Source organism: Pseudonocardia sp. NPDC049154, from assembly GCF_040648315.1.
GTDB lineage: Bacteria > Actinomycetota > Actinomycetes > Mycobacteriales > Pseudonocardiaceae > Pseudonocardia.
This window is the reverse complement of sequence record NZ_JBEZDN010000001.1, coordinates 254466-275326: the sequence shown is the minus strand read 5'-3', so window position 1 is coordinate 275326 and position 20861 is coordinate 254466. Positions and strand designations below refer to the sequence as shown.

General features: G+C 74.6%; 14 protein-coding genes and 2 pseudogenes. 10 read left to right on the top strand and 6 right to left on the bottom strand.

Annotation, left to right across the window (positions count from 1 at the left end):
• Positions 1-138: 138 nt before the first annotated feature.
• Positions 139-3693, bottom strand: coding sequence for a hypothetical protein (locus AB0B41_RS01355; protein WP_358197621.1), 3555 nt, complete (start codon positions 3691-3693; stop codon positions 139-141).
• Between the two features lie 170 nt (positions 3694-3863).
• Here AB0B41_RS01355 and AB0B41_RS01350 point away from each other — a divergent pair, with 170 nt between their 5' ends.
• From AB0B41_RS01350 to AB0B41_RS01325, 6 genes are all read left to right on the top strand, one after another.
• Positions 3864-5279, top strand: coding sequence for a DUF2252 domain-containing protein (locus tag AB0B41_RS01350; RefSeq protein ID WP_358197619.1), 1416 nt, complete (start codon positions 3864-3866; stop codon positions 5277-5279).
• Positions 5280-5338: 59 nt separating this feature from the next.
• Entirely contained in the window at positions 5339-5584 is a 246-nt protein-coding gene (locus AB0B41_RS01345; protein WP_358197617.1) for a hypothetical protein, read from the top strand.
• Positions 5571-6071 (top strand): DUF5130 family protein, encoded by a 501-nt coding sequence (locus AB0B41_RS01340; RefSeq protein ID WP_358197615.1) that lies wholly within the window; start codon positions 5571-5573, stop codon positions 6069-6071. Before AB0B41_RS01345 ends, AB0B41_RS01340 begins: the two co-directional genes overlap by 14 nt.
• Positions 6072-6285: 214 nt before the next feature.
• Complete coding sequence (locus tag AB0B41_RS01335; RefSeq protein ID WP_358197613.1) at positions 6286-6990, top strand: response regulator transcription factor; 705 nt, start codon at positions 6286-6288, stop codon at positions 6988-6990.
• A gap of 160 nt (positions 6991-7150) precedes the next feature.
• On the top strand, positions 7151-8671 hold the full coding sequence (locus tag AB0B41_RS01330; RefSeq protein ID WP_358197611.1) for a HAMP domain-containing sensor histidine kinase: 1521 nt from the start codon (positions 7151-7153) through the stop codon (positions 8669-8671).
• Positions 8672-8794: 123 nt separating this feature from the next.
• Complete coding sequence (locus AB0B41_RS01325) at positions 8795-9181, top strand: hypothetical protein (RefSeq protein ID WP_358197608.1); 387 nt, start codon at positions 8795-8797, stop codon at positions 9179-9181.
• A 73-nt stretch (positions 9182-9254) separates the two neighbouring features.
• Here AB0B41_RS01325 and AB0B41_RS01320 read toward each other — a convergent pair whose 3' ends face one another.
• The 3 genes from AB0B41_RS01320 to pepN form a co-directional block, all read right to left on the bottom strand.
• Positions 9255-9917: a phosphatase PAP2 family protein gene (locus AB0B41_RS01320; RefSeq protein WP_358197606.1), complete on the bottom strand. Its 663-nt coding sequence runs from the start codon at positions 9915-9917 to the stop codon at positions 9255-9257.
• 21 nt (positions 9918-9938) lie between these two features.
• Entirely contained in the window at positions 9939-10652 is a 714-nt protein-coding gene (locus AB0B41_RS01315; protein ID WP_358197604.1) for a hypothetical protein, read from the bottom strand.
• Positions 10653-10915: 263 nt separating this feature from the next.
• Positions 10916-13465: an aminopeptidase N gene (gene pepN / locus AB0B41_RS01310; protein ID WP_358197602.1), complete on the bottom strand. Its 2550-nt coding sequence runs from the start codon at positions 13463-13465 to the stop codon at positions 10916-10918.
• A 170-nt stretch (positions 13466-13635) separates the two neighbouring features.
• Between pepN and AB0B41_RS01305 the strand changes: the two genes are divergently transcribed.
• Entirely contained in the window at positions 13636-14259 is a 624-nt protein-coding gene (locus AB0B41_RS01305; RefSeq protein ID WP_358197599.1) for a disulfide bond formation protein DsbA, read from the top strand.
• Positions 14260-14331: 72 nt separating this feature from the next.
• Here AB0B41_RS01305 and AB0B41_RS01300 read toward each other — a convergent pair whose 3' ends face one another.
• Positions 14332-14766, bottom strand: a complete 435-nt coding sequence (locus tag AB0B41_RS01300; protein ID WP_358197597.1) for a CBS domain-containing protein — start codon at positions 14764-14766, stop codon at positions 14332-14334.
• A gap of 188 nt (positions 14767-14954) precedes the next feature.
• Here AB0B41_RS01300 and AB0B41_RS01295 point away from each other — a divergent pair.
• The 3 genes and pseudogenes from AB0B41_RS01295 to AB0B41_RS01285 all read left to right on the top strand — a co-directional run.
• Positions 14955-16526, top strand: a pseudogene (locus AB0B41_RS01295) (DUF4038 domain-containing protein); the annotation flags it as partial.
• A gap of 447 nt (positions 16527-16973) precedes the next feature.
• Positions 16974-17216, top strand: a pseudogene (locus AB0B41_RS01290) (transglycosylase family protein); the annotation flags it as partial.
• 163 nt (positions 17217-17379) lie between these two features.
• On the top strand, positions 17380-18921 hold the full coding sequence (locus AB0B41_RS01285; RefSeq protein ID WP_358197594.1) for a protein kinase: 1542 nt from the start codon (positions 17380-17382) through the stop codon (positions 18919-18921).
• Between the two features lie 27 nt (positions 18922-18948).
• Here the strand turns inward: AB0B41_RS01285 and AB0B41_RS01280 are convergent, their stop codons facing one another.
• Entirely contained in the window at positions 18949-20859 is a 1911-nt protein-coding gene (locus tag AB0B41_RS01280) for a prolyl oligopeptidase family serine peptidase (RefSeq protein WP_358197592.1), read from the bottom strand.
• Positions 20860-20861: the final 2 nt, after the last annotated feature.

Below are 20861 nucleotides of genomic sequence, written 5' to 3'. Positions count from 1 at the left end.
GGCAGGCGATCACCCCCTGTGGACGCGGGGTCGGAGATCGACCGTGCTGGTCCACGATTCGTGATCGTGATGGTGCCCGCTGCCGAGGTGCCGCCGAGCTGAGCGCTTCGCGAGGCCGGCCCGGTACGGGCACCGGGATCAGCGGCCGAGGGGGACCAGGTGGCGGTCGAGTTCGTGTTCCACGGACTCGGCGGCAGCGAGGGCGAGGACCTCGTTGGCGACGGCGTCGACGCGGACGTTCGTGAGGCTCGGGCCGGTGAGCAGGGCGTCGACGATCGCGAGCAGGCGGACGCCCGAGGGGCGGGGCTGCGGGCTCACCAGCGGCTGCGCCCCGTCGAGCGCGGCCTTCAGCCCGGTGACCTGGTCCGACGGCGGCGGGGCGAGGGGGAGTGAAGCGCTCGGTTCGTCGCCGAGCAGCAGGGGGAGCCAGGCGGGCCGGACGCGGTCGAGATCCAGGAGGACGCCGCGCAGCTCCTCCCGGCCGGGCGTGATCCACATGCGACCGTCGGAGTCGCGGATGCTGCCGGTCGCGCGGTGGTCGACCTCCTCGGCGACGTCCTGCCAGCGGTTGTCGGGGTCCTCCGGCACCCAGGGCCCCGGCGGCCGCTCGGCGAACACGGTGCGGCGCACACAGACCGTGCTCCCGATGTGGTCGCCGCCGGTGAGCTGCAGCGACACGATCTCCAGGGTGACGGAGACGGCCGTGCCCTTCACGGGCTCGCGGGCCGCGAAGAAGCGAGGTGGGCCGCCGTCGCGGTCCGTGCGGAGCGAGCGGTTCAGGATGCGCTGGAGCTGGCCGAGCTCCAGGTCCAGGGTGGCGAGCTGGGTGCGGAGGGCGGGGTCGGGCGCCTCGGCTCCGAGGGAGGGCCCAGCGGGTTTCGCGGGCTCAGCGGGTTTCGCGGGCTCAGCGGGTTTGGCGGGCTCAGCGGGTTCTGCAGCTGTTGCGGGTTCCGAGCGCACTCCGGGTTCGGCGGGTTTCGGGGCCTCGGTGGGTCCGGTCGGTTCAGTGGACTCGGTGAGGTCGGCGGCCTTCGTGCGCTCGGGGGCGTCGGTCCGCCGGGCGGCCTGCGCGGCGACGGTGGCGCCCACCGCCCCGACAGCCGCGGCGGTCGCGGAGGTCGTGGCCTCGGGCACGGTCGGGACCTCCGCGGCGGCGCGCTCCTCGAGCAGCTCGTCGTCCGACGGGGTGGTGGGCTCCGGAATCTCCTCGACGACGGTGCGCTTCGGGCGATCGGTGGGGGCGGCCGCTGCTGCTGCGGTGGGTGTCGCCGGCGGCTCGTCACGTGACGGTGGCTGCTCTGAGCCGGTCGGGCCCTCCGCCGGTGCTTCTGCGGCCGGCTCGGTCGGCCGCTCGGTCGGCTCGGCGCCGGCTGCCGCCGTGGGCCCGGCGGGCGGGCTGCTCCCGGCCTCCGCGGCGGAGGCCGAGGGCACGCCGATGTCCGGCGGTTGCTCGCCCTCTCGTGGTGCGCCCGGCCCAGCGCTCGCCTGCGCCGCAACGGCTCCGACCCCCGCAGCGAGGGCCCCGGCCGCTGACAGCTGAGCCGCCGCGGTCCGCTCGGAAGCGGCGTGCTGGGCTTCGGCTGCGGCCGCGTCGAGGGAGGCGGTCGGTACGGCGGGTCCCGGGGTCGGCGGCTCGGCGGTGGTTGGCGCGGTCCGTGGCTCCTGCTGCTCGGGTTCGGGCTGGTCCTTCTGAGGCGACGGCTCGCTGTCGGGGGAGGCGGCTCGAGCAACCCCAGCCGCGCCCGCCGACGCCGTTTCCCGCTTCTCGTCCGGCTTCCCCTCGGACGGCCGGGCCTCGCTAGATCGAGCCGACGTGGTGCCGGTCGTCGCCGGAGACCGTGCTTCCCGTCCGTCGGCGGGCTGCCCCTCGGCACGACCGGGCACGTCGGCCTCGGTACGGCTAGGAGCGGTGCCGGGCTCGGACGTGGACGGCGTTGCCCGCGTCTCGCCTGGCTCGCCCGTCGTGCGGACGGACGGTGGGGGCCCGCCCTGACCGGACGGGGCGCCTTCGGGCTCGCCCGACTCGTCCCGCTGCGGCGCCACGCCGGTCTCGCCGCGCTCAGTCGGCTCGGCTGCGGTGCGGCCAGGCGGCTCGTCCCCCGTGCGATCCGACGGCTCTGCTCCGCTCTGACCAGGCCTCGCGGTTCCGGGCTCCGAGGCCGGCGCGCCCCGTTGCTCCTCCGACTCTGGGGCGCCGCGGTCAGTGGGCTCGGCTTCGCCGCGGTCGGATGCGTCAGCCTCGTCGCGGACGGAGGGTTGGGCTTCGCTGCGCGGGGACGGTTCGGCCTCGCGTCGTGGTGTCGGTTCGACCTCGCGTGGGGCGGACGAGGGCTCGGCCTCCTGGCGCTCGGCCGCGATCTCGCCTGCGGCGAGCACTCCGGCGGCCGCGGCCACACCGGATGCCGCGCCGAGGGGGCGGGAGTCGGGCGGCAGCACCTCGGCGGGCTCGGGCTCGGCGTCCTCACGCATGCGGGCCCAGCGGGCGTCGGCCTGCTGCTGAGTGCGGCGCCCGCGCTTCGACTTTCCGCGGCCGAGGTCCCGGCCGCGGCTCAGCCAGGACCGCTCCTTCCGGGCCGACGGCGTCTCGGCGCTCGTCGGCCGGTCGGCCCTTCCGAGGTCCGCCCGCCCGGCAGCGCCCGCCTCGGCCCTGTCCCCGGCCCGGTCTCCGGCCCTGTCTCGGGCGCTGCCGCCGGTCGTCGCGCCGCTGGTCGTGGCACCGGCGGTTCCCGCCCCGCCGACTCCTGCGCCGCCGACTCCTGCGCCGCCAGCCCCCGCACCGTTGCCGGCACCCCCGCCGCCCTCCGCACCGCCGCCGGCCCCCGCGCCACTACCGGCCTCGGCGCCGCCCACCTCCGACCCGCGTGCCCGAGCGCGCGCCCCACCGCCGGCCCCGGCGCCGCGGCTCCACTCGCTGTCGTCGCCTGTCGAAGCCCGACCGCCGCCCGCTCCGGCGCAATGGCTCCACTCCCGACCGTCGCCCGTCGACACATCCAGGTCGGCAGGGCGGACGCCCCGCTCCTCCTCCCGATCCGCCGGGCGCAGCGGCTCGGGGACCTCGTCCTCCCGCGCCTTGCTCCGCCGCCACCCGCGCCCCCGCCACACGAGGAACGCGGCGGGGCGGGCGCGCCCGTCGTCGGGATCGGGACGGTCGGAGGCGGAGGACCGCGGTCGGGCGATCCCGCCCCGGCGCCACAACAACCCCACTCCGACGACGGCGAGCACGGCGAGCACCAGCGCGGGGAGCGCGAGCTGCCAGCCCGTCCACCACGACGCCTGCGGGTAGGGCGCCACCGCGGGCAGGGGGAGCGGGGCGCTGCGTTCGGCGGGCGGGAGGCCAAGGCGGACCAGGCCGTTGGACGCCGCCTGGTTGCCGGCGTCGAGCCGGAGCGCGGACTCGTAGGCGGAGCGGGCGAGGTCGGTGCGGCCCTCGATCTCGGCGGCGGAGCCGCGGGCGGCGTCGGTGTAGGCCATCGTGTAGCGGTCGCCGACCTCGGTGAGCCCGTCGTCCGCGCACATGCCCTCGTTGCGCACCTGCGCCCGGGCGAAGAGCTCCGCGGCCTGCGCGAGCTGGCCCTCGTCGACGAGTCCGCGCGCCTGGTCGCACAGCGGGGTCGGGCCCGAGGTCGCACAGCCCGCGAGCCCGGCGAGGCCCGCCGCCGCGACCAGGGCCAGGGCCGCCCGCCGGAAGTGCATGCGGCCCATCGTGGTCGGGTGACGACGGCCGAACAACCCGAGCGGGTGACCGGGAGGTCACCGGGTGTGTCCGCGCGGCCAACCGTCGCGCCCCCGACCGGCGGACGGACGAATCGCCCGGCCTGCCATCGGGCCCGGCGCGGGGACCGCCCGTCGGGTATCACCTGTCCATGCACCCGCACGCCGTCCTCGCCTCGCTCGGTCCTCGCGACCGCGACGGTTTCGCGCTGCTCTCCGCCCCGGCCGTACCCCGCCCGGAGCGGTACGCGTTGGGGCGCAGCCTGCGCCAGGGGGTGCCGCGGTCCGCGCTCGCGGCGTGGTCGCCGAGCAACCGGCGCATCGGGGCCGTCGAGTCGGTGATCGCGACGAACGAGGGCCGCGTCTCGCGGCTGGTCCCGGTGCGGATCGGGCGGATGAGCGCCAGCCCGTACGCCTTCCTGCGCGGTGCCGCCGCCCTGCACACCGCGGACTTCGCGACCCTGCCCGCCACCGGGATCCGGCCGGTGATCTGCGGCGACGCGCACCTCGGCAACTTCGGCTTCTACGCCTCACCGGAACGCGAGCTCGTCTTCGACCTCAACGACTTCGACGAGGCCCACCCGGGCGCGTGGGAGTGGGACCTGCGCCGGCTGACGGCGAGCATCTGGGTGGCCGGCCGGGACAACTCCGCCACCGAGGAGCAGTGCCGGACGGCGGTCGCGCAGTGCGTCGACGCCTACCGCCGTCATCTCGAGCGGCTCGCTGAGGAGCCGCTGCTCGCGCGCTCCTTCGAGCGGATCGGCGCCCAGGAGCTGCATGCGGGGGCGCCCCGCAAGAGCAGCCGCAAGGCCGTGAAGTCGGCCGCGCGCAAGGCCCGGCGTCGCACCAGCGACCGCGCGCTGCCCCGCTTCACGCAGCGCGACGGGGCGGAGCGCAGCCTGGTCACCGAACCGCCGCTGATCACCCGCCCGGACCCCGCGCAGTTCGAGCGGATCCTCGCCGCCCTCGACGAGTACCTGCGGACCCTGCCACCGCACTGGGCGCGGGTGGTCGGCGGGTACCGGGCGGTCGACGTGGCGCACAAGGTCGTGGGCGTCGGGTCGGTCGGGCTGCGCGCCTACATCGCGCTGTGCGAGGGCTCCGGCGCCGACGACGTCCTGTTCCTGCAGCTCAAGCAGGCCCGCCGGTCCGTCGTCGCGCCCTACGTGCACGGCGACGCCGCCTGGCACGCCCACCAGGGCCAGCGCGTCGTCGAGTACCAGCAGGCCCTGCAGACCGTGTCCGACCCGCTCCTCGGCTGGACGACCGTGGGTGACCGGCAGTACTACGTCCGGCAGTTCCGCGACATGAAGGGCGCGATCGTCCTCGACGGCATCGACGCGGCCACCCTCGCCGACTACGCCGCCGTCTGCGGCCGGCTGCTGGCCAAGGGCCACGCCCGCACCAGCGGCGCGTCTATGATCAGTGGCTACATCGGCGGGGGCGGGAAGATGCGGCGGGCGATGGGCCGCTTCGCCCGCGCGTACGCCGACCAGACCGAACGGGACTTCGACGAGCTGACCGGCGCGATCCGCCGCGGGGTCCTGCCCTGCGAGGCCGGGGTGTGAGCCAGGTCCACCCCGCCTGACATGCCCGGACCCCACCCCATGGGCTAGGTTGTGCAGCCGTGAGCGTGGTGCAGACGGTGTTGGTCTTCGTGCTGCCGCCCCTGGTCATCTACGTGGTCGTCGCGCTGCTGACGATCGCTCGGAGGACCGCGAAGCGGCCGAGGTACCGCACGGGTGAGAAGTGGGACTACGAGCCCGTGCTGTGGACGGCGAACCCCGAGGGGGCGCACCTGCCCGCGCACGTCGAGCACATCGAGCCGGCCGACGGGGCCGCGACGACCGGGGGTGCCCGTGGCCACTGGTGAGCACGGCGGGCACGGCCACGGTGCCGTCGCCACCATCGACCCGGAGAGCCTCCCGGAGGGCACGGTCGTCACCGGGTCCGGGCGGTTGTCGGCCGCCGAGATCTTCAGCGAGCCGGACACGACCGGCCAGGTCCCCTTCACGGCCCCGCAGCTGTCCCGGCTCGACGAGGCGCTGACCCTCGCCAGCCGCGAGACCGGCCTGCTCTTCGCGATCTTCCTGGGCGACCTCGGCGCCAAGCCCGAGACCCGCGCGGCCGAGCTGCAGGCCTCGCTCGAGCGTGCCCCGGAGTCCGTGCTGGTCGCGGTGAGCCCGGGCCAGCGCGTCGTCGAGGTCATCACCGGCTCCGAGGCGAGGCTGCGGCTGCCGGACCGGGGCGCCAAGCTCGCCGTCATGAGCATGGTGGCCTCGTTCAAGGAGAGCGACCTGCTGGGCGGGCTGCTCAGCGGCCTCCGCATGCTGGCCGACCAGGCCGGCCCGCGCCGCTGACGCGACCGTGAGCACGGCCCGGGAGCGGGCCGTGCCACACCGCCATCACGCAATCGTGCGTGATGGGTAGGGCTCGTCAGCCATATGGTGCAATCATGTGGGCAAGGTGTACGGATTCACCCACGCCCCGGGTCGTAGCGCGTACCTGGTGGGCGAATCGGTGCCGTCCGAGTACCGTCCGCCGAACCCACAGCGAAAGCCGCCGTCGTACTCCATGAGCGAACCGACACGGATCGATCCCGGGCGGAAGCCCCCGGGCGTCGGCACCCCCGTCGTGGTCGTCGACGACCACGAGCTCGTCGCGACCTCGCTCGTGCTCAGCCTGCGCTCCGAGGGCATCGACGCGTCCCGCATCCGCCCGGCCGCCGAGCGCGGGATCCTCGCCGAGGCCGCCAAGCTCGAGCCCGGGCTGGTCCTGCTGGACCTGGACCTGGGCCGGGACGCGGAGGGCAACCGGATCGACGGCGTCGAGCTGGTCGGCCCGCTGCTGGGCGCCGGCTGGCAGGTCCTCGTCCTCTCCGGCAGCGCCGACCCGGCCCGTGTCGGCTCCGCGCTCGACGCCGGCGCGCTGGCCTGGGTGCCGAAGAACGCGCCGTTCCCGACCCTGCTCGCGGCCGTGCGCGAGGCCGTCGCCGGGCGTCCGGTGATGTCCGACGACCGGCGGCGCAAGTTCATCGACCTCTACCGCCGCAGACAGGCCGAGCGCCGGGACCTCGCCGAGAAGCTCGGCAGGCTCACCCAGCGGGAGCGGGAGGTGCTGGCCGAACTGGCCCGCGGCAAACGCGCCCAGGCCGTGGCCGACCACTTCGTGGTGTCGCTGGCGACCGTCCGCACGCAGATCCGCGCGGTGCTCACCAAGCTCGAGGTGAGCTCGCAGCTCGAGGCCGTGGCCCTCTACCGCCGGGCGACCGGCGCCTGATCCGCGTCCGTCGCAGCTCACCGCGGGCATGCGGTGTCGGGCGAACGCCCGGCGGCCGTTCGGCTGAGGTCCATCGTCCGCCGGGTACCGGGGTACCCGCATCCCTAAGATGGATGAACGGCGCGCCCGGGGCGCGCCCGGGGAGGGGGTCCTCGGGGTCATGGCGACCGGTGTGACGAGCGCGGTGGGGCGGCTGCGGCGCGCCCGCTTCACCTCGCGCCTGGCCGTCGACGTGGGTGCGCTGCTCGCGCTCTGTGCCGGGGTCGTCGTGCTGGCCTCCAGCCCGCGCGTGCTCGAGTGGCTCCACGAGGAGACCACGTCGGACATCGTCACGCTCGTCGCCGCCGGTGTCGGCGCGGCCGCCGCGATCCTGGCCCTGGTGGCGTCGCGGCTGCTCAACGAGGCCCGGCTGGCGTGGCTGGCGGCCGCGCTCGTCCTCTACTGCCTGGTCGTGCTGCCGTGGGGCGTCTCGGCGCCGGCGGGCACCGTCTCGTCCGCGACCCAGGTCTCGCGGCTCCTCGCGCACGCCACGGCGCTGGTGCTGCTGGTCTTCGCGCTCCGGTCGCCGCGGCGGATGGGCACCTGGGGCGGCTGGGTGATCATGCTCGGCGGCGCGGTCCTCGCCCTGCTCGCCCTGTTCCTGGTACCGGACCTCGGCCCCGTGACCCGGCTGGTCGCGGGCCCCGTCAGCTCGGTGGTCGTCGTCGCGGGCTGGGGTGGCGCCGCGGTGCTCGCGGTGATCGACGCGGCGCGCCGGCAGAGCACCACCCGGCTGCGGGTCGGGCTCGGTCTCGTGGTCCTCGCCGGCGCCCAGCTCTACCGGCTGACCACGCCGATGGGGCCGCCCGTACCGGATCTCGTGTTCCCGGCGCTGCGGCTCGTCGCGATGGCCGTGCTGCTGCTCGGCCTGCTCCAGCTCGTCCAGCGCGGCCTGCGCTCGCTGCAGGAGGAGAACTTCGAGCAGCAGGAGGAGCTCGCCATCGCCGCGCTGCACATGGAGCGCGCCGCCACGCACACGGCCGAGCGCAACCACGAGCTGCGCAACGGCCTCGCGGGGCTCGCCGGCATCACCCACCTGCTCTCGGCCGACGGCGAGGGGCCCGACCACGAGCGGCTGCGCAGTGCCGTCCTCGCCGAGCTCGGCCGCCTGCACACCATCCTCGAACGCTCGGCGGACCCGCTGGAGCTCGAGGAGGACCTCGCCGAGGTCGACGGCCCCGCCTCCTACGAGGTCGAGCCGATGCTCGCGGGCCTGGTGGCCCTGCAGCGGGCGCGGGGCCGGGACGTGCACCTCGAGGTGGCCGACGGGCTCGTCGCGACCGGGAACTCGGCCGTGGCGGCCCAGATCGTCACGAACCTGTTGGCCAACTGTGAACGCCACGCCGCGGGAACCCCGGTCACCGTGACGGCGTTTTCCGAGCATGACGACGTGGTAATCGAGGTCAGGGACCGCGGACCGGGCCTTCCCCCGGGGAAGGAGCGCGAGGTTCTCGGACGGGGTGTGCACGACGCCCGTGCCGGCGGTTCCGGACTGGGGCTCCACATCAGCAGGGAGCTCGTGGAGGGGCAGGGAGGGTCCCTGACCCTGCGGACGGTGGACGGTCCGCGCGGCTGTGCCGCGACGGTCACCCTTCCGGCCGTCGACGCGAATCGACCGGCCACCGACACCGTCGCGCGGTAAGGCAACCGCGCACACCGTCGGGCGTCTCACCTCACCTGGTGATTCCCCGCAGGGGTCGTTCGGTTGCATACTGTGGCGCATCCGGCCCCCCGAGGCCGGGTCGGAAGAAAGGTGGGATCCCGAATGGGTGAGTCGGACAACGCCCGTCCGCGCAACCGGACCACGGCGCGTCGTGGTGCGCAGGGATCCTCCTCGTCGGTGCTGACCCCGCCCACGGGGCTGCCGGCGGTGGACGATCTCGCGACGTCGGACGTCGCAGTACCCGCCCAGCGGACCGGCACGGAGAGCGGCACGCAGGCCGGTGCCCCGACCGCGCCGCCGGTTGCCCCGCCGCCGCAGGCCCCGGCCTCGGTCGGGACGTGCGTCTGCGGGCACGAGGCCGAGGCGCACGAGCACTACCGGCCGGGCGACGACTGCGGTGCCTGCGGTGCCGCCGTCTGCGGTCACTACACGCCGGCGGACGGCAGCGGCAAGAAGAAGGGCCTGCTGGGCCGCCTGCTGGGCCGCTGACCCGGCGCTCGACAGCACGAACCAGCGAGGGCCCCGTCGGACGTCGTCCGGCGGGGCCCTCGTCGTGCCCGGGTCAGGCGCGGCGCGCGTGCCACCGGGCGGCGACGAACTCCAGCAGCAGCGCCGTGCCCAGCACGAACGCCACCGCGGCGCAGAAGCCGCCCACGGTGTCGGTGGGGTAGTGGGCACCGGTCGCGATCATCGCCGTCCCGATCGTGCCGCCGACGACGAGGGCGATCGTGACGACCAGTGCGATACCCGTGATCCGTCCCGGCCGCACCAGGCTCACCAGCAGCAGCGCCGCGACCAGGGCGATCGACGTCGCGCCGCCGGTGTGGCCGCTGGGGTAGGCGAAGCCGCCGAACTCCATCGTGCGGCCGATCGCGGGCTTGAGGAAGGTCGTGGCCACGCCGGTGAGCCCCGGCCCCACGATCGCGACGACGGCGAGGCGGCGACGCCCCCACGCCAGGCAGAGCCCGCAGAGGGCGAACGCGGCGAACACCACCAGCGGCGGCGACCCGAGCTCACTGAGCCGTTGCAGGATCCAGCTGTGGGCCGAGGTCAGCGAGTCGACCAGGTTCTCGGCGTGCCCGTCGATCCGGCCGTAGCCGCGCTCGCCGGCGTAACGGGTCGCGAGCAGGGCGAACACGACCGTGGACAGCCCGACCGCGACGGCGGCGGGCCGGCGCAGGTACGCGGGCAGGGCCGGAGGGGCGGGCGGACCTGCGCTCGTCACGATCTCCAGAGTTCCCCGTGATCAACCGGAGATACATCGCCCGTTCGAGTAGAGCGGTGTGGTGTCGACCGCGCGGCCCGGCGGCGGGGAGACCTCGACCGCGACCAGGCCGGACGGGGTGAGCGACGCCTGGCACGCCGTGACGCCGCTGTCGAAGCCGCCCGTGTAGAAGTCGATGTGGGGGTGCCGGTTCGCCTGGTACTCGTCCTGGCAGGGCGCGCAGAGGTCCTCCATGACGAAGTACTTCCGCAGTGGCGCGTAGTAGACGAGTGTGCCGACGGCCATGTAGTCCGGGTCGGCGGCGAAGGTGATCGGGTCCGCGTAGGTGCCGGTCCCGCCGGCCTCGGAGTGCTTCACCGGGTAGGCGATCGCCGCGCTGCCGGGCGGGTCGTTGTCGTAGGCGCCGTAGAAGGTCACCTCGGTGTTCGCCGTCCGGCCGGCGGGGCCCGTGGCGCCGCCTCCTCCACCACCGCCTCCGCCGGAGCGCGAGCGGGGCGCCGCGGCGTTCGACGACGGGGCGGGCGTGGGCTTCGGCAGGTGCCGGCTGGCGTCGACGGCCGCCTGCAGGACCGACGGGGCGCCCGGGACGGGCATCGCCGCGGGCTCGTGGGCGGGCTCGGTCGTCGCCGGACCGGTGCTGACGAGCGCCGCCTGGTCGGCGCTCGGGTTGCCGCAGCCCGCGACGACCACGAGGCACGCCAGCAGGACGGGGTAGAGCGCGGACGTGAGGCGCATGCGCGGACTCCGGCGGGTCGGGGGCGCCGCAGGTCGGGGGAGCGCGGATCACCCTCGGTGAGGTGCGGAGTATGGCAGTGCCAGGAGGAGCAGTCGACATTCACCCGAACGCCGAGCAACCTTCTCGCTCGGTGTTACCGACCTGCGACGAAGCGTGGCACAGGAGGGATCCACAACGCGTCGGGGACGGGCTCTCGCGCGCACTGTGGATCCATAACGCGCCCGGGCCGGGTGCCGGGCGCGTCATGGATCCATGGTGCGGGTCAGCTGCGGTCGAACTCCCGCGCGGCCAGGGCACGGACGATGCCCGCCCGGCCCTCGGACACCAGCCGGCGCAGGGCCGGCGGGTGGCTCTCGTCGGCCAGCCAGGCGTCGGCGGCGTCGACCGTCGACTTCTCCACGGCCCAGGACGGGAACAGCCCGAGCACCACGCTCTGCGCGCGCTCCGACGTCCGCCGCGCCCACACGTCCGCCACCTCGGCGAAGTACTTCTCCACGTAGGGCGCGAGCAGGGCCCGCTGACCCGGGTGGCTGAAGCCGCCGATGATGGCCTCGTTGACGGCGTTGGGCAGCTCGTCGTCGTGCACCGCGCGGTCCCAGGCCTTCGCCTTGGCCTCCGGGGTCGGGACGAGCGAGCGGGCGCGCTCGGCCTGCCGCTCGCCGGCCGCGGTGGGGTCGCGGCGGTGCTCGGCCTCGATCGCCTCCTCGTCGGCCCGGCCGTGCGCGACCAGGGCGTGCAGCAGGCGCCACCGCAGGTCGGTGTCGACGGTCAGCCCCTCCGGGACGTCCCGGCCCTCGAGCCACGCGGCGAACCGGTCCAGCGTCGCGGCGGGCAGCACGCTGCCGGACAGCGCGTTGACCACGGCGAGCTGGGCGTCCGAGCCGGGCTCGGCCGCCGCGAGCTGCGCGGACAAAGCGTCGGTGAGCAGCGGCCAGCCCGTGTCGGTGGCCCACGACTCGTCGGCGTACGAGGCCACCGCGGTCTGCACCTGCAGCAGCAGCCGCTGCACGACGCCGATCTCGGTCTCCCGGCCGAACCCGCCGGCCACCAGCGTGGTGAAGTCGCGCGCCTTGAGCTCGGCCTCCCGCGTCATCTCCCAGGCCGCCGACCAGCACAGCGTGCGGGGGAGCGGCTCGGCGATGTCGCCGATCCGGTCGATCAGGGTGGCCAGCGAGCCCGGGTCGAGCCGCAGCGCGCAGTAGGTGAGGTCGTCGTCGTTGACCAGGACGAGCTTCCCGCGCGGGACGCCGACCAGCTCCTCGACGGGCGTGCGCTCGCCGGTGACGTCGACCTCGACCCGGTGGGTCCGCACGAGCCTGCCCTCGGCGTCGTCGTCGTACACGCCGACGGCGACCCGGTGGGTGCGCAGCTCGCCGGCGCCCGGCCGCGCGCCGCCCTGCACGACCTCGAAGGAGGTGAACCGGCCCTCGTCGTCGAGGTCGAACTGCGGGCGCAGCAGGTTCAGCCCGGTGGTGCGCAGCCACTGGGCGCCCCAGTCCGACAGGTCTCGGCCGGACGCCTTCTCGAGCGCGCCCAGCAGGTCGTCGAACGTGGCGTTGCCCCACTGGTGGGCCTCGAAGTAGGCGCGCAGGCCGGCCATGAACGGCTCCAGCCCGACGTACGCGACCAGTTGCTTGAGCACCGACGCGCCCTTGGCGTAGGTGATCCCGTCGAAGTTCACCTCGACGGCCTGCAGGTCCGGGATGTCCGCGGCGATCGGGTGCGTGGAGGGCAGCTGGTCCTGGCGGTAGGCCCAGGACTTCTCGACGTTCGCGAACGTCGTCCACGCCTGCGCGTACTCGGTGGCCTCGGCCTGGCAGAGCACGGAGGCCCAGGTGGCGAACGACTCGTTGAGCCACAGGTCGTCCCACCAGCGCATGGTCACGAGGTCGCCGAACCACATGTGCGCCATCTCGTGCAGGATCGTCTCGGCGCGCCGCTCGTAGAGGAACCGCGTGACCCGGGACCGGAAGACGTAGTCCTCGAGGAAGGTGACCGCGCCGGCGTTCTCCATCGCGCCCGCGTTGAACTCCGGGACGAAGAGCTGGTCGTACTTGCCGAACGGGTACCGGATCCCGAAGTTGCGGTGGTAGAAGTCGAAGCCCTGCCGCGTCTCCGTGAAGATCCGCTCGTGGTCCATGTGCGGGGCCAGGCTCGCGCGGCAGTAGATCCCCAGGGGGATCCCGTCGTGCTCCTCGTGCCAGGACGCGTAGGGGCCCGCGACCAGCGCGACCAGGTAGGTCGACATGATCTCGGACTCGGCGAAGCGGTGGACGGTCGCGGGGCCGGCCTTCTCGGTCGCCGCGAGGGCGTTGGACACGACCTGCCAGTCGTCCGGCGCGGTGACCGTGATCGTGTAGCGGGCCTTGAGGTCCGGCTGGTCGAAGCAGGCGAACAGGCGCTTGCAGTCGGCCGTCTCGAACTGCGAGTAGAGGTAGACGCCGCCGTCGACCGGGTCGACGAAGCGGTGCAGCCCCTCGCCGGTGTTCATGTAGGTGCCGGTGGCGCGGACGGTCAGCTCGTTCTCCGCGGCCAGTCCGGGCAGGGCGATGCCGTCGTCCTCGCGGTAGCCGGAGACGTCGAGCGTGGTGCCGTTGAGCGTCGCGCTCTCGACCGCGGCGCCGACGAAGTCGATCCAGCTGTCCGCGCCGGGCTCGGCGCAGGAGAAGCGGACCGTCGTGGTGGTGGCGAACGTCTTCTCGCCCGGTCCGCCGCGGCCGTCGGTGAGGTCGAGGTCGACGACGTAGCCGGAGACGGCGAGGAGGGCGGCCCGGCGCTCGGCGTCGGTCCGGGTCAGGTTGGGCGGGGCCATGAGCGCAGCGCGGTCCTTCCGGAGGGTTGTGGCGTGGGGGCATCCAATCACGTGGCCGGAGTGGTCGCCCCGTCATTGCGGCCGAGACTGCGGGGTATCCGGGAACACGTCGTCCACCCCTCGAGGTTGTGTCCGACGGAAGAGTCCCTCCCCGGACGAACGGAGTGCCCATGACCAGCACGGAGACGGACAAGGCGAAGGTGGACATCTGGTTCGACCCGCTGTGTCCGTGGGCGTGGCTGACCTCGCGGTGGATCCTCGAGGTCGAGAAGGTCCGCGACATCGAACTGAACTTCCACGTGATGAGCCTGTCGGTGCTCAACTCGGGCCGCGAGCTGCCGGAGCAGTACCAGGCGATCATGGAGAAGGGCTGGGGCCCGGTCCGCGTGTGCATCGCCGCGGCCGAGCTGAAGGGCCCGGAGGTCCTGCGCCCGCTGTACACGGCGATGGGCGAGCGCATCCACAACGGCGGCAACAAGGACTTCGACGTCGTCATCAAGGAGGCGCTGGCGGAGCTGGACCTGCCCGCGTCGCTGGCCGAGGCCGCCTCCTCGACCGAGTACGACGAGAAGCTGAAGACCAGTCACCACGCGGGCATGGACCCGGTGGGCATGGACGTCGGGACGCCGGTCATCCACGTGAACGACGTCGCCTTCTTCGGTCCCGTGATCAGCAAGGTGCCGCACGGCGAGGAGGCCGGGAAGGTGTTCGACGGCGCCCGCCTGCTGGCCGGCTGGCCGCACTTCTTCGAGCTGAAGCGGACCCGTACCGAGGAGCCGGACTTCGACTACTGATCCTTTTCGCCCGAACGGCACTTCTGCGCGGAAGATCCGCACGGAAGTGCCGTTCGTGTCATTCGGCGGAAATCAGTGGGCGGCGATGAACATGTCCCGCAGCACGCCCGTCTCGAGCTCCATGTCGCGCAGCCGCGCCTTGACGAGGTCGCCGATCGAGACCATGCCGGCGAGCCTCCCGTCCTCGACCACCGGGAGGTGCCGGTGACGGTCGCGGGTCATCCGGGCCATGGCGCTCGCGATCGGCTCGTCGAGCCGCGACGTCGCGACCTTCCTGGTCATGACCTCGTCGACCCGCCGCTCGAGCAGATCCGTCCCCCGGCGGGCGAGCTCCCTGATCAGGTCCCGCTCGGACAGGATCCCGACCATGCGCTGGTCCGCGTCGCACACCACCAGGGCGCCGACCCCCAGACGCTCGAGCCGGGCCACGGCGTCCGCGACCGTCGCCCAGGGCAGGATCGTGTGCACGGTCCGGCCTTTCGCGTCGAGGATGTCCGCAATCTTCATCGCCAGTCCCTCCGCCGCAGTTCTCGGACGCCGTTCATTCTGCTCCCGCAGGCTCGATTTCAGCACGAAACGATGTGAAAGATCACTGGTCCGGCGGAGTCGGGCCCCGGGCGTCGCCGGCCGGGTCCCGTTCACGATCGTGACCGGATGATCCGTTCCGGCCCGGGCGGGCGGGGCGCGCTGCGAGCGTGCGGCCCGTGGGTGGTTACGGACGGGCGCTGGGTGCGGCGCTGGCGGTGGTCGTCGTGCTGGCGGGTGTGCTCGTCGCGGCCGTGGTGCGGGAGGCGCCGGAGGGCGGGGTCCGGGTCGACGGCCGGTGGTTCTCCCGGCCCGACGGCACGCCCTTCTACTGGCTCGCCGACACGGCGTGGGGCCTCGTCACGGCGCTCGACGGCGACGAGGCCGCCGACTACCTCGGCACCCGGGCGGACCAGGGCTTCACCGTGGTGCGGACGGCCCTCGTCCGGCCCGGCGCGCCGCGGGACCGGGACGGCGCAGCGGCGTTCGCGGGGCACCTGGGTGCGCCGACCGAGGCGTACTGGCAGCACGTGGACGGCCTTGTCGAGGCCGCTGCGGCGGAGGGCATCACCCTGGCCCTGGCGCCGGTGTGGAGCGACGGGCTCGCCGGCAGCCTGGTCACGGAGCGCAACGCCCGGGAGTACGGCACCTTCCTCGGCGCGCGGTACGGGGACGCCTCCGTCGTCTGGCTGACGGGTGGCGACGACGGGGGCGGGCACGACGGGATCTGGGCCGAGCTGGTCGAGGGGTTGCGGGAGGGTGGGAGCGACACGCCGGTCGCGCACCTGCCGCGAGGGGCGTCGTCCCGGGTGGTGGGTGAGGGCGACGCAGGAGGTGCCGAGGGTGCCGCGGGCTCCGGTGGTGCGGGCCCGAGCGGGACTGTGGAGGGCGCCGGCCTCGACGTGGCCGATCTCGACGAGGGGGGCGAGATCGAATCGGGCGGCGGGGGCGGCCTCGCCCTGGGTGGCGAGGGCGATCTCGAGGCGGACGGTGGTTCCGGCGACCTGGCCGGGTCGGGCGATGACGTTGCCGAGTCCGGCGGGCTCGGCGACCAGACCGACTCCGGGACGGGCGATGGGCTCGATGCGGAGGTCGCCGCCGAGGTGGGCGGCGATTCCGGAGGCTCGGAGGAGCCGGCGGACGTGACCTCCGCGGCCAGCGGCAGCTGCGCGTCGTCCGCGTCGCGAGCCGACGCCCGGGCTGCGGCGGCAGGGACCGGGACACCGCTGCTCGACGCCACGCCGCCCACCGAGGGCGAGGACTGTGCCGGCACCACCGGCACCACGACCGACCACGACGTCCGGGCGGAGGCCTGGCGCGCGGCACTCGGCGGCGCGAGCGGGGCGACGTACGCGGACTCCACGGTCTCCGACTTCGAGCCGGGGTGGACCGAGGCCGTCGAGACCGACGGCGGCGCCCAGCTCGGCGTGCTCAAGCGCGTGCTGGAGTCGCGCCCGTACCGCCTTCTGGAGCCCGCCGACGAGGCACTGGCCGGCACCGGCTCCGCGGGCGACGCCCGGGTCTCCGCGGCCGTCGCCTCGGACGGCTCGTTCCTCGTCGCCTACACGCCCGAGGGCGAGGACGTGACCGTCGACCTCGACATGCTCGCCGCGGACCGGGTCCGGGCGTCGTGGGTCGACCCGCGGAACGGCGAGGTGCTCGAGGTCGAGGAGCCGGTCGAGGCGACCGGCATCGCCGCCTTCGAGGCCCCCGCCGGGACGGGCGACGAGCGGGACTGGGTCCTCGTGCTCGACGACGAGGCCGCGGGCTACGGCGCGCCCGGTACCGAGGTCCTCGAGGATCCCGGCTCCGCGACGCTCCCCGGGGCCGGCGACGGCGAGACCGACAGCGAGACCGACAGCGAGACCTTCAGTGAGACCTCCGGCGAGACCGACGGAGCGTCCGGTGACGAGCGGTCGCGGGCCGACGGGCACGGCGACGGCGACCAGCCCGAGAACGAGCGACCCGACCGCCGGTCGAGCGGCGGGGCGGAGGAACACGAGACGGGACAGGACCGGCCCGAGGAGCCTGCCCGACCCGAGGAACCCGCAGCGCCCGAGGAGCCGGAGCAGGAGGAGCAGGAGGAACAGGTCGAGCCGGAGAAGCCCGAGAAGCCGGAGCAGGAGCAGCAGGCCGAGCCCGAGAAGCCCGCCGAGCCCGAGAAGCCCGCACCGGCGAGCTCGGGCACCTGGGACAGCCTGGCGGCCTGCGAGTCCTCCGGGAACTGGGGCATCAACACCGGCAACGGCTACTACGGCGGGCTCCAGTTCGACTCCGCGACCTGGTCCGACTTCGGCGGCACCCGTTACGCCCCGCGCGCCGACCAGGCCACCAAGGAGCAGCAGATCGAGATCGCCGAGAAGGTCCGGGACCAGCGCGGCGGCTACGGCTCCTGGCCCGCCTGCGCCCGCAAGCTCGGCCTGCCGCGATGATCTGCCTGTCGATCATCCCGCCCCGCGACCCCGGGGCCCACGACGGGGCCCGGCGCGACCCGCCGGACGATCACCCGTCGTCACGTGTCACCCTGGCGAGGGAGCGCCGTCCGACCCGACCTCCCGCAGCCTCGCGCGCGCGGAGTGCCTACCCTTGACGGTCATGACCCCGTCCGAGCCCGACGCCCCGCGTATCGGGAACCGCTACCGGCTCGAGGAACGCATCGGCGTCGGGGCGATGGGCGCCGTGTGGCGGGGAACCGACGAACTGCTGAACCGGACCGTCGCCGTCAAGGAGCTGATCGCGGCCGCCGCGCCGGTCAGCGGCAACGGGGCCGACGCCGCCGAGGAGTCCCGCCAGCGCCTGCTGCGCGAGGGCCGGATCGGGGCGCGGCTGCAGCACGCGCACGTCATCAGCATGTTCGACGTCGTGGTGCACGACGACCGGCCGTGGCTGGTCATGGAGTACCTCCCCTCCCGGTCGCTCGCGGTGGTGCTGGGGGAGAAGGGGCCGATGGAGCCGCGCGAGGTCGCGGCGATCGGTCGTCAGGTCGCCGACGGGCTGGCGGCGGCGCACGCCGCGGGCGTGGTGCACCGCGACATCAAGCCCGGCAACGTCCTGATCGCCGAGGACGGCCGCGCCAAGATCACCGACTTCGGCGTCTCGCGCGCGGTCGACGACGTCCAGCTCACCCGCACGGGCATGATCGCCGGCACCCCGGCCTTCCTCGCGCCGGAGGTGGCGCGCGGGCAGGAGCCGACCTCGGCGTCGGACGTCTTCGCCCTCGGCGCCACGCTCTACGCCGCGGTCGAGGGCGAGCCGCCCTTCGGCCTCGACGACAACGCCTACGCCCTGCTCCACAAGGTCGCCACCGGCGCGGTCCGGCCGCCGGAGCACGCGGGTCCGCTCACCGCGCTGCTCATGCGCCTGATGTCCAACGAGCCCACGGACCGTCCCACCGCCGCGCAGGCGCGGGACGCGCTGACGGCGATCTCGGGCAGCGCCTCGACCGCGGGGCCGGCCACCACCGCGCCGGTCACCACCCGCATGCTGCCGGCGCCGGAGCAGGCCCCCGCCAAGCCCGGCCCCCGTACGCTCACGGACATGCCGGCGCCGCCGGTCGTCGTGCCGCCGGGATCGGAGCGGCCGCCGGCCGGGAGCCCGCCGCGCAGGCGGCGGCTGCTGCCGTTCGTCATCGCCGCTCTCGTGCTGATCGTGGTGGGCGTCGGCGTCGCGATCGGCGCGATCCGCTCGGCCGACGACGGCTCGAGCGGCGGGGCGACCGCGCCTCCCGTGGCCGCGCCGACGACCACCCCGTCGGCGACGAGGACCACTCCGCCCACGACGACCCCGCGCACGACCACCCCGTCGCCCACGCCGTCGAGCAGCGCGGCCTCGGACACCGACGCGGTGTCCTTCGTACAGCGCTACTACAGCCTCCTGCCCGACAACCCCGACGCCGCCTTCGCGCTGCTCGGCTCGCAGGCGCAGGCGGCCTCGGGCGGTCTCGACGGCTTCCGGAACTTCTACGGCGGCATGAGCGAGGTCGAGATCCAGAACGCCCGCTCCATCGGGCAGGGCCAGGTCTCGGGCACGATCGTCTTCACCCGCAACGACGGCTCCACCAGCAGCGAGCCCTACACCTTCCGGGTCGGCACGGGCAGCGACGGCAACCAGCTCATCCAGTCCTTCTCCCGCGCCTGAGCGTGTCCCGGCCCATGGACGCGCCAGTCACGCGGTCCGGGAGGCCGGCTCCGTGAGGTGGCCCGTCACCCACCGCACCACCTCGGCGGTGAACTCGGCGCGGTTGGCGACGGCGTGGGTCTCGTGGCCCTCGTCGTCGAACAGGAGGAAGTGGGGGGCCGCGCCGCGGGCCCGCAGCGCCTCGACGATCCGCTCGGCCTCGCCCAGCGGGACGTTGGTGTCGTACGCCCCGTGCACCACCATCAGCGGGGCACTGATCCGGTCGGCGCTGTGGATGGGGGACAGCGCGCGCAGCATCTCGCGGTCCCGCTCCGGGTCGCCGTACTTGGTGGTCGCGGCGGCGGCGATCCACGGCTCGGTGTCGGAGTAGAAGGTCTGCAGGTCGGACATGCCGCACACGTCGACGCCCACGGCGAACAGCTCGGGGAACCACGCGAGCGCGACGAGGGTGAGGTAGCCGCCGTAGGAGCGCCCGGACACCCCGACGCGGTCCGGGTCGGCGAGGCCCGACGACGTGAGGAAGCCGACCGCCGCCCGCACGTCCGTGATGGCGGTGAAGCGGCGGTCCAGGTCGTCCGCCTGCGAGAACACGCGCCCGAACCCGGCCGAGCCGCGGACGTTGGGCGCGAAGACCTGCACCCCCGACGCGACCAGCGCCTGGAACAGCGGCTGGAAGACCGGGCGTTCCTGCGCCTCCGGCCCGCCGTGCAGCCACACCAGGGTCGGCGCGGCGCCGAACCCGCCGCGCGGCCGGAACAGCCACCCGGTGAGCGTGAGCCCGTCCTCGGCGCGGAACTCGTGCAGCGTGGGGTCGACGAGCTGCTCGAGCGCGTCGAAGGTGTCGGGGAGCAGCGGGGTGGGCTCGGCGAGGGGGACGTCGAGCGCGATCCGGGCGATGTGCGGCGCCACCGCGGGCCCCTCGCTGCCGACGAGCAGCGCCTGGCCGTCGCGGGTGAACGCCAGTCCCGTCACCACGTCGCCGGGGTGGTCGGGCACCGGGTCGGTGAGGCCGGTGCGCAGGTCGACGAGCTCGAGCTCCGAGCGGCCGTCGACGTTCCAGACGAGCGCGGCGCGGGCGCCGGCCGGGTCGAGGGCGACCTGGTCGAGGTCGTCGTGTCCTCTGCAGGCGACCTCCCACGCGAGGGAGACCTCCCCGCCGGACGCGTCGTCGCCGATGGAGCACGCGAGCAGCGCCGGGTGGTCCCGACCGGCGTCCGTGTGCAGGTAGAGCACCGCGCCGGTGACGCCGAAGCGCCCGTCGGCCACGGTGGCGTCGTGCCCGGGGAGCAGGTCGGTGCGCCGGCCGGTCCACAGGTCGATGAGCTCGAGGGTGCGGGCGCCGCGGCGCCCGGTGCGCAGGACGGCCCGACGGCCGTCGCGGCTGACCGCGCACACGACGGCGGCCGGCCCGGAGCCGAGGACGATCGAGGAGCCGTCCCGGACGTCGACGAGGCAGGCAGTGCCGGACCCGTCGCCACCGGAGGCGCGGTCCGAGTAGATGGTGACGCCGAGCTGGCGGCCGGTGGGGGACCAGGCGCCGAGCGTGACGGCGGAGGAGCCGGCGGCGATCTCGCGCCGCTCGGTGCCGTCGGGGGAGAGCAGCAGGACCCGGGTCCGCTCCCCGCCGCCGGGGGCGACCTCGCAGGCGACGAAGGAACCGTCGGGACACCAGCTGAGGGCCTTGACGTCGCAGGCCACGACCGGGTCCACCTCGGTGTCCAGCGGCGCGGCGGGCTGCACGGCGGGCCGCTCGCCCGCCGGCATGGGGCCGACGTAGGCGCGCGGCCGCCCGTCCCGGTCGGAGACCCAGGCCAGCAGGGTGCCGTCCGGGGAGGGCAGCGCGGAGCGGTAGGAGGGGGTGAAGAGGTGCTCGTCCAGCTCACCGGCCAACTGCGCGCGGCGCCGGTCGGTGAAGGTATCCACGTTGACACCGTTCATGA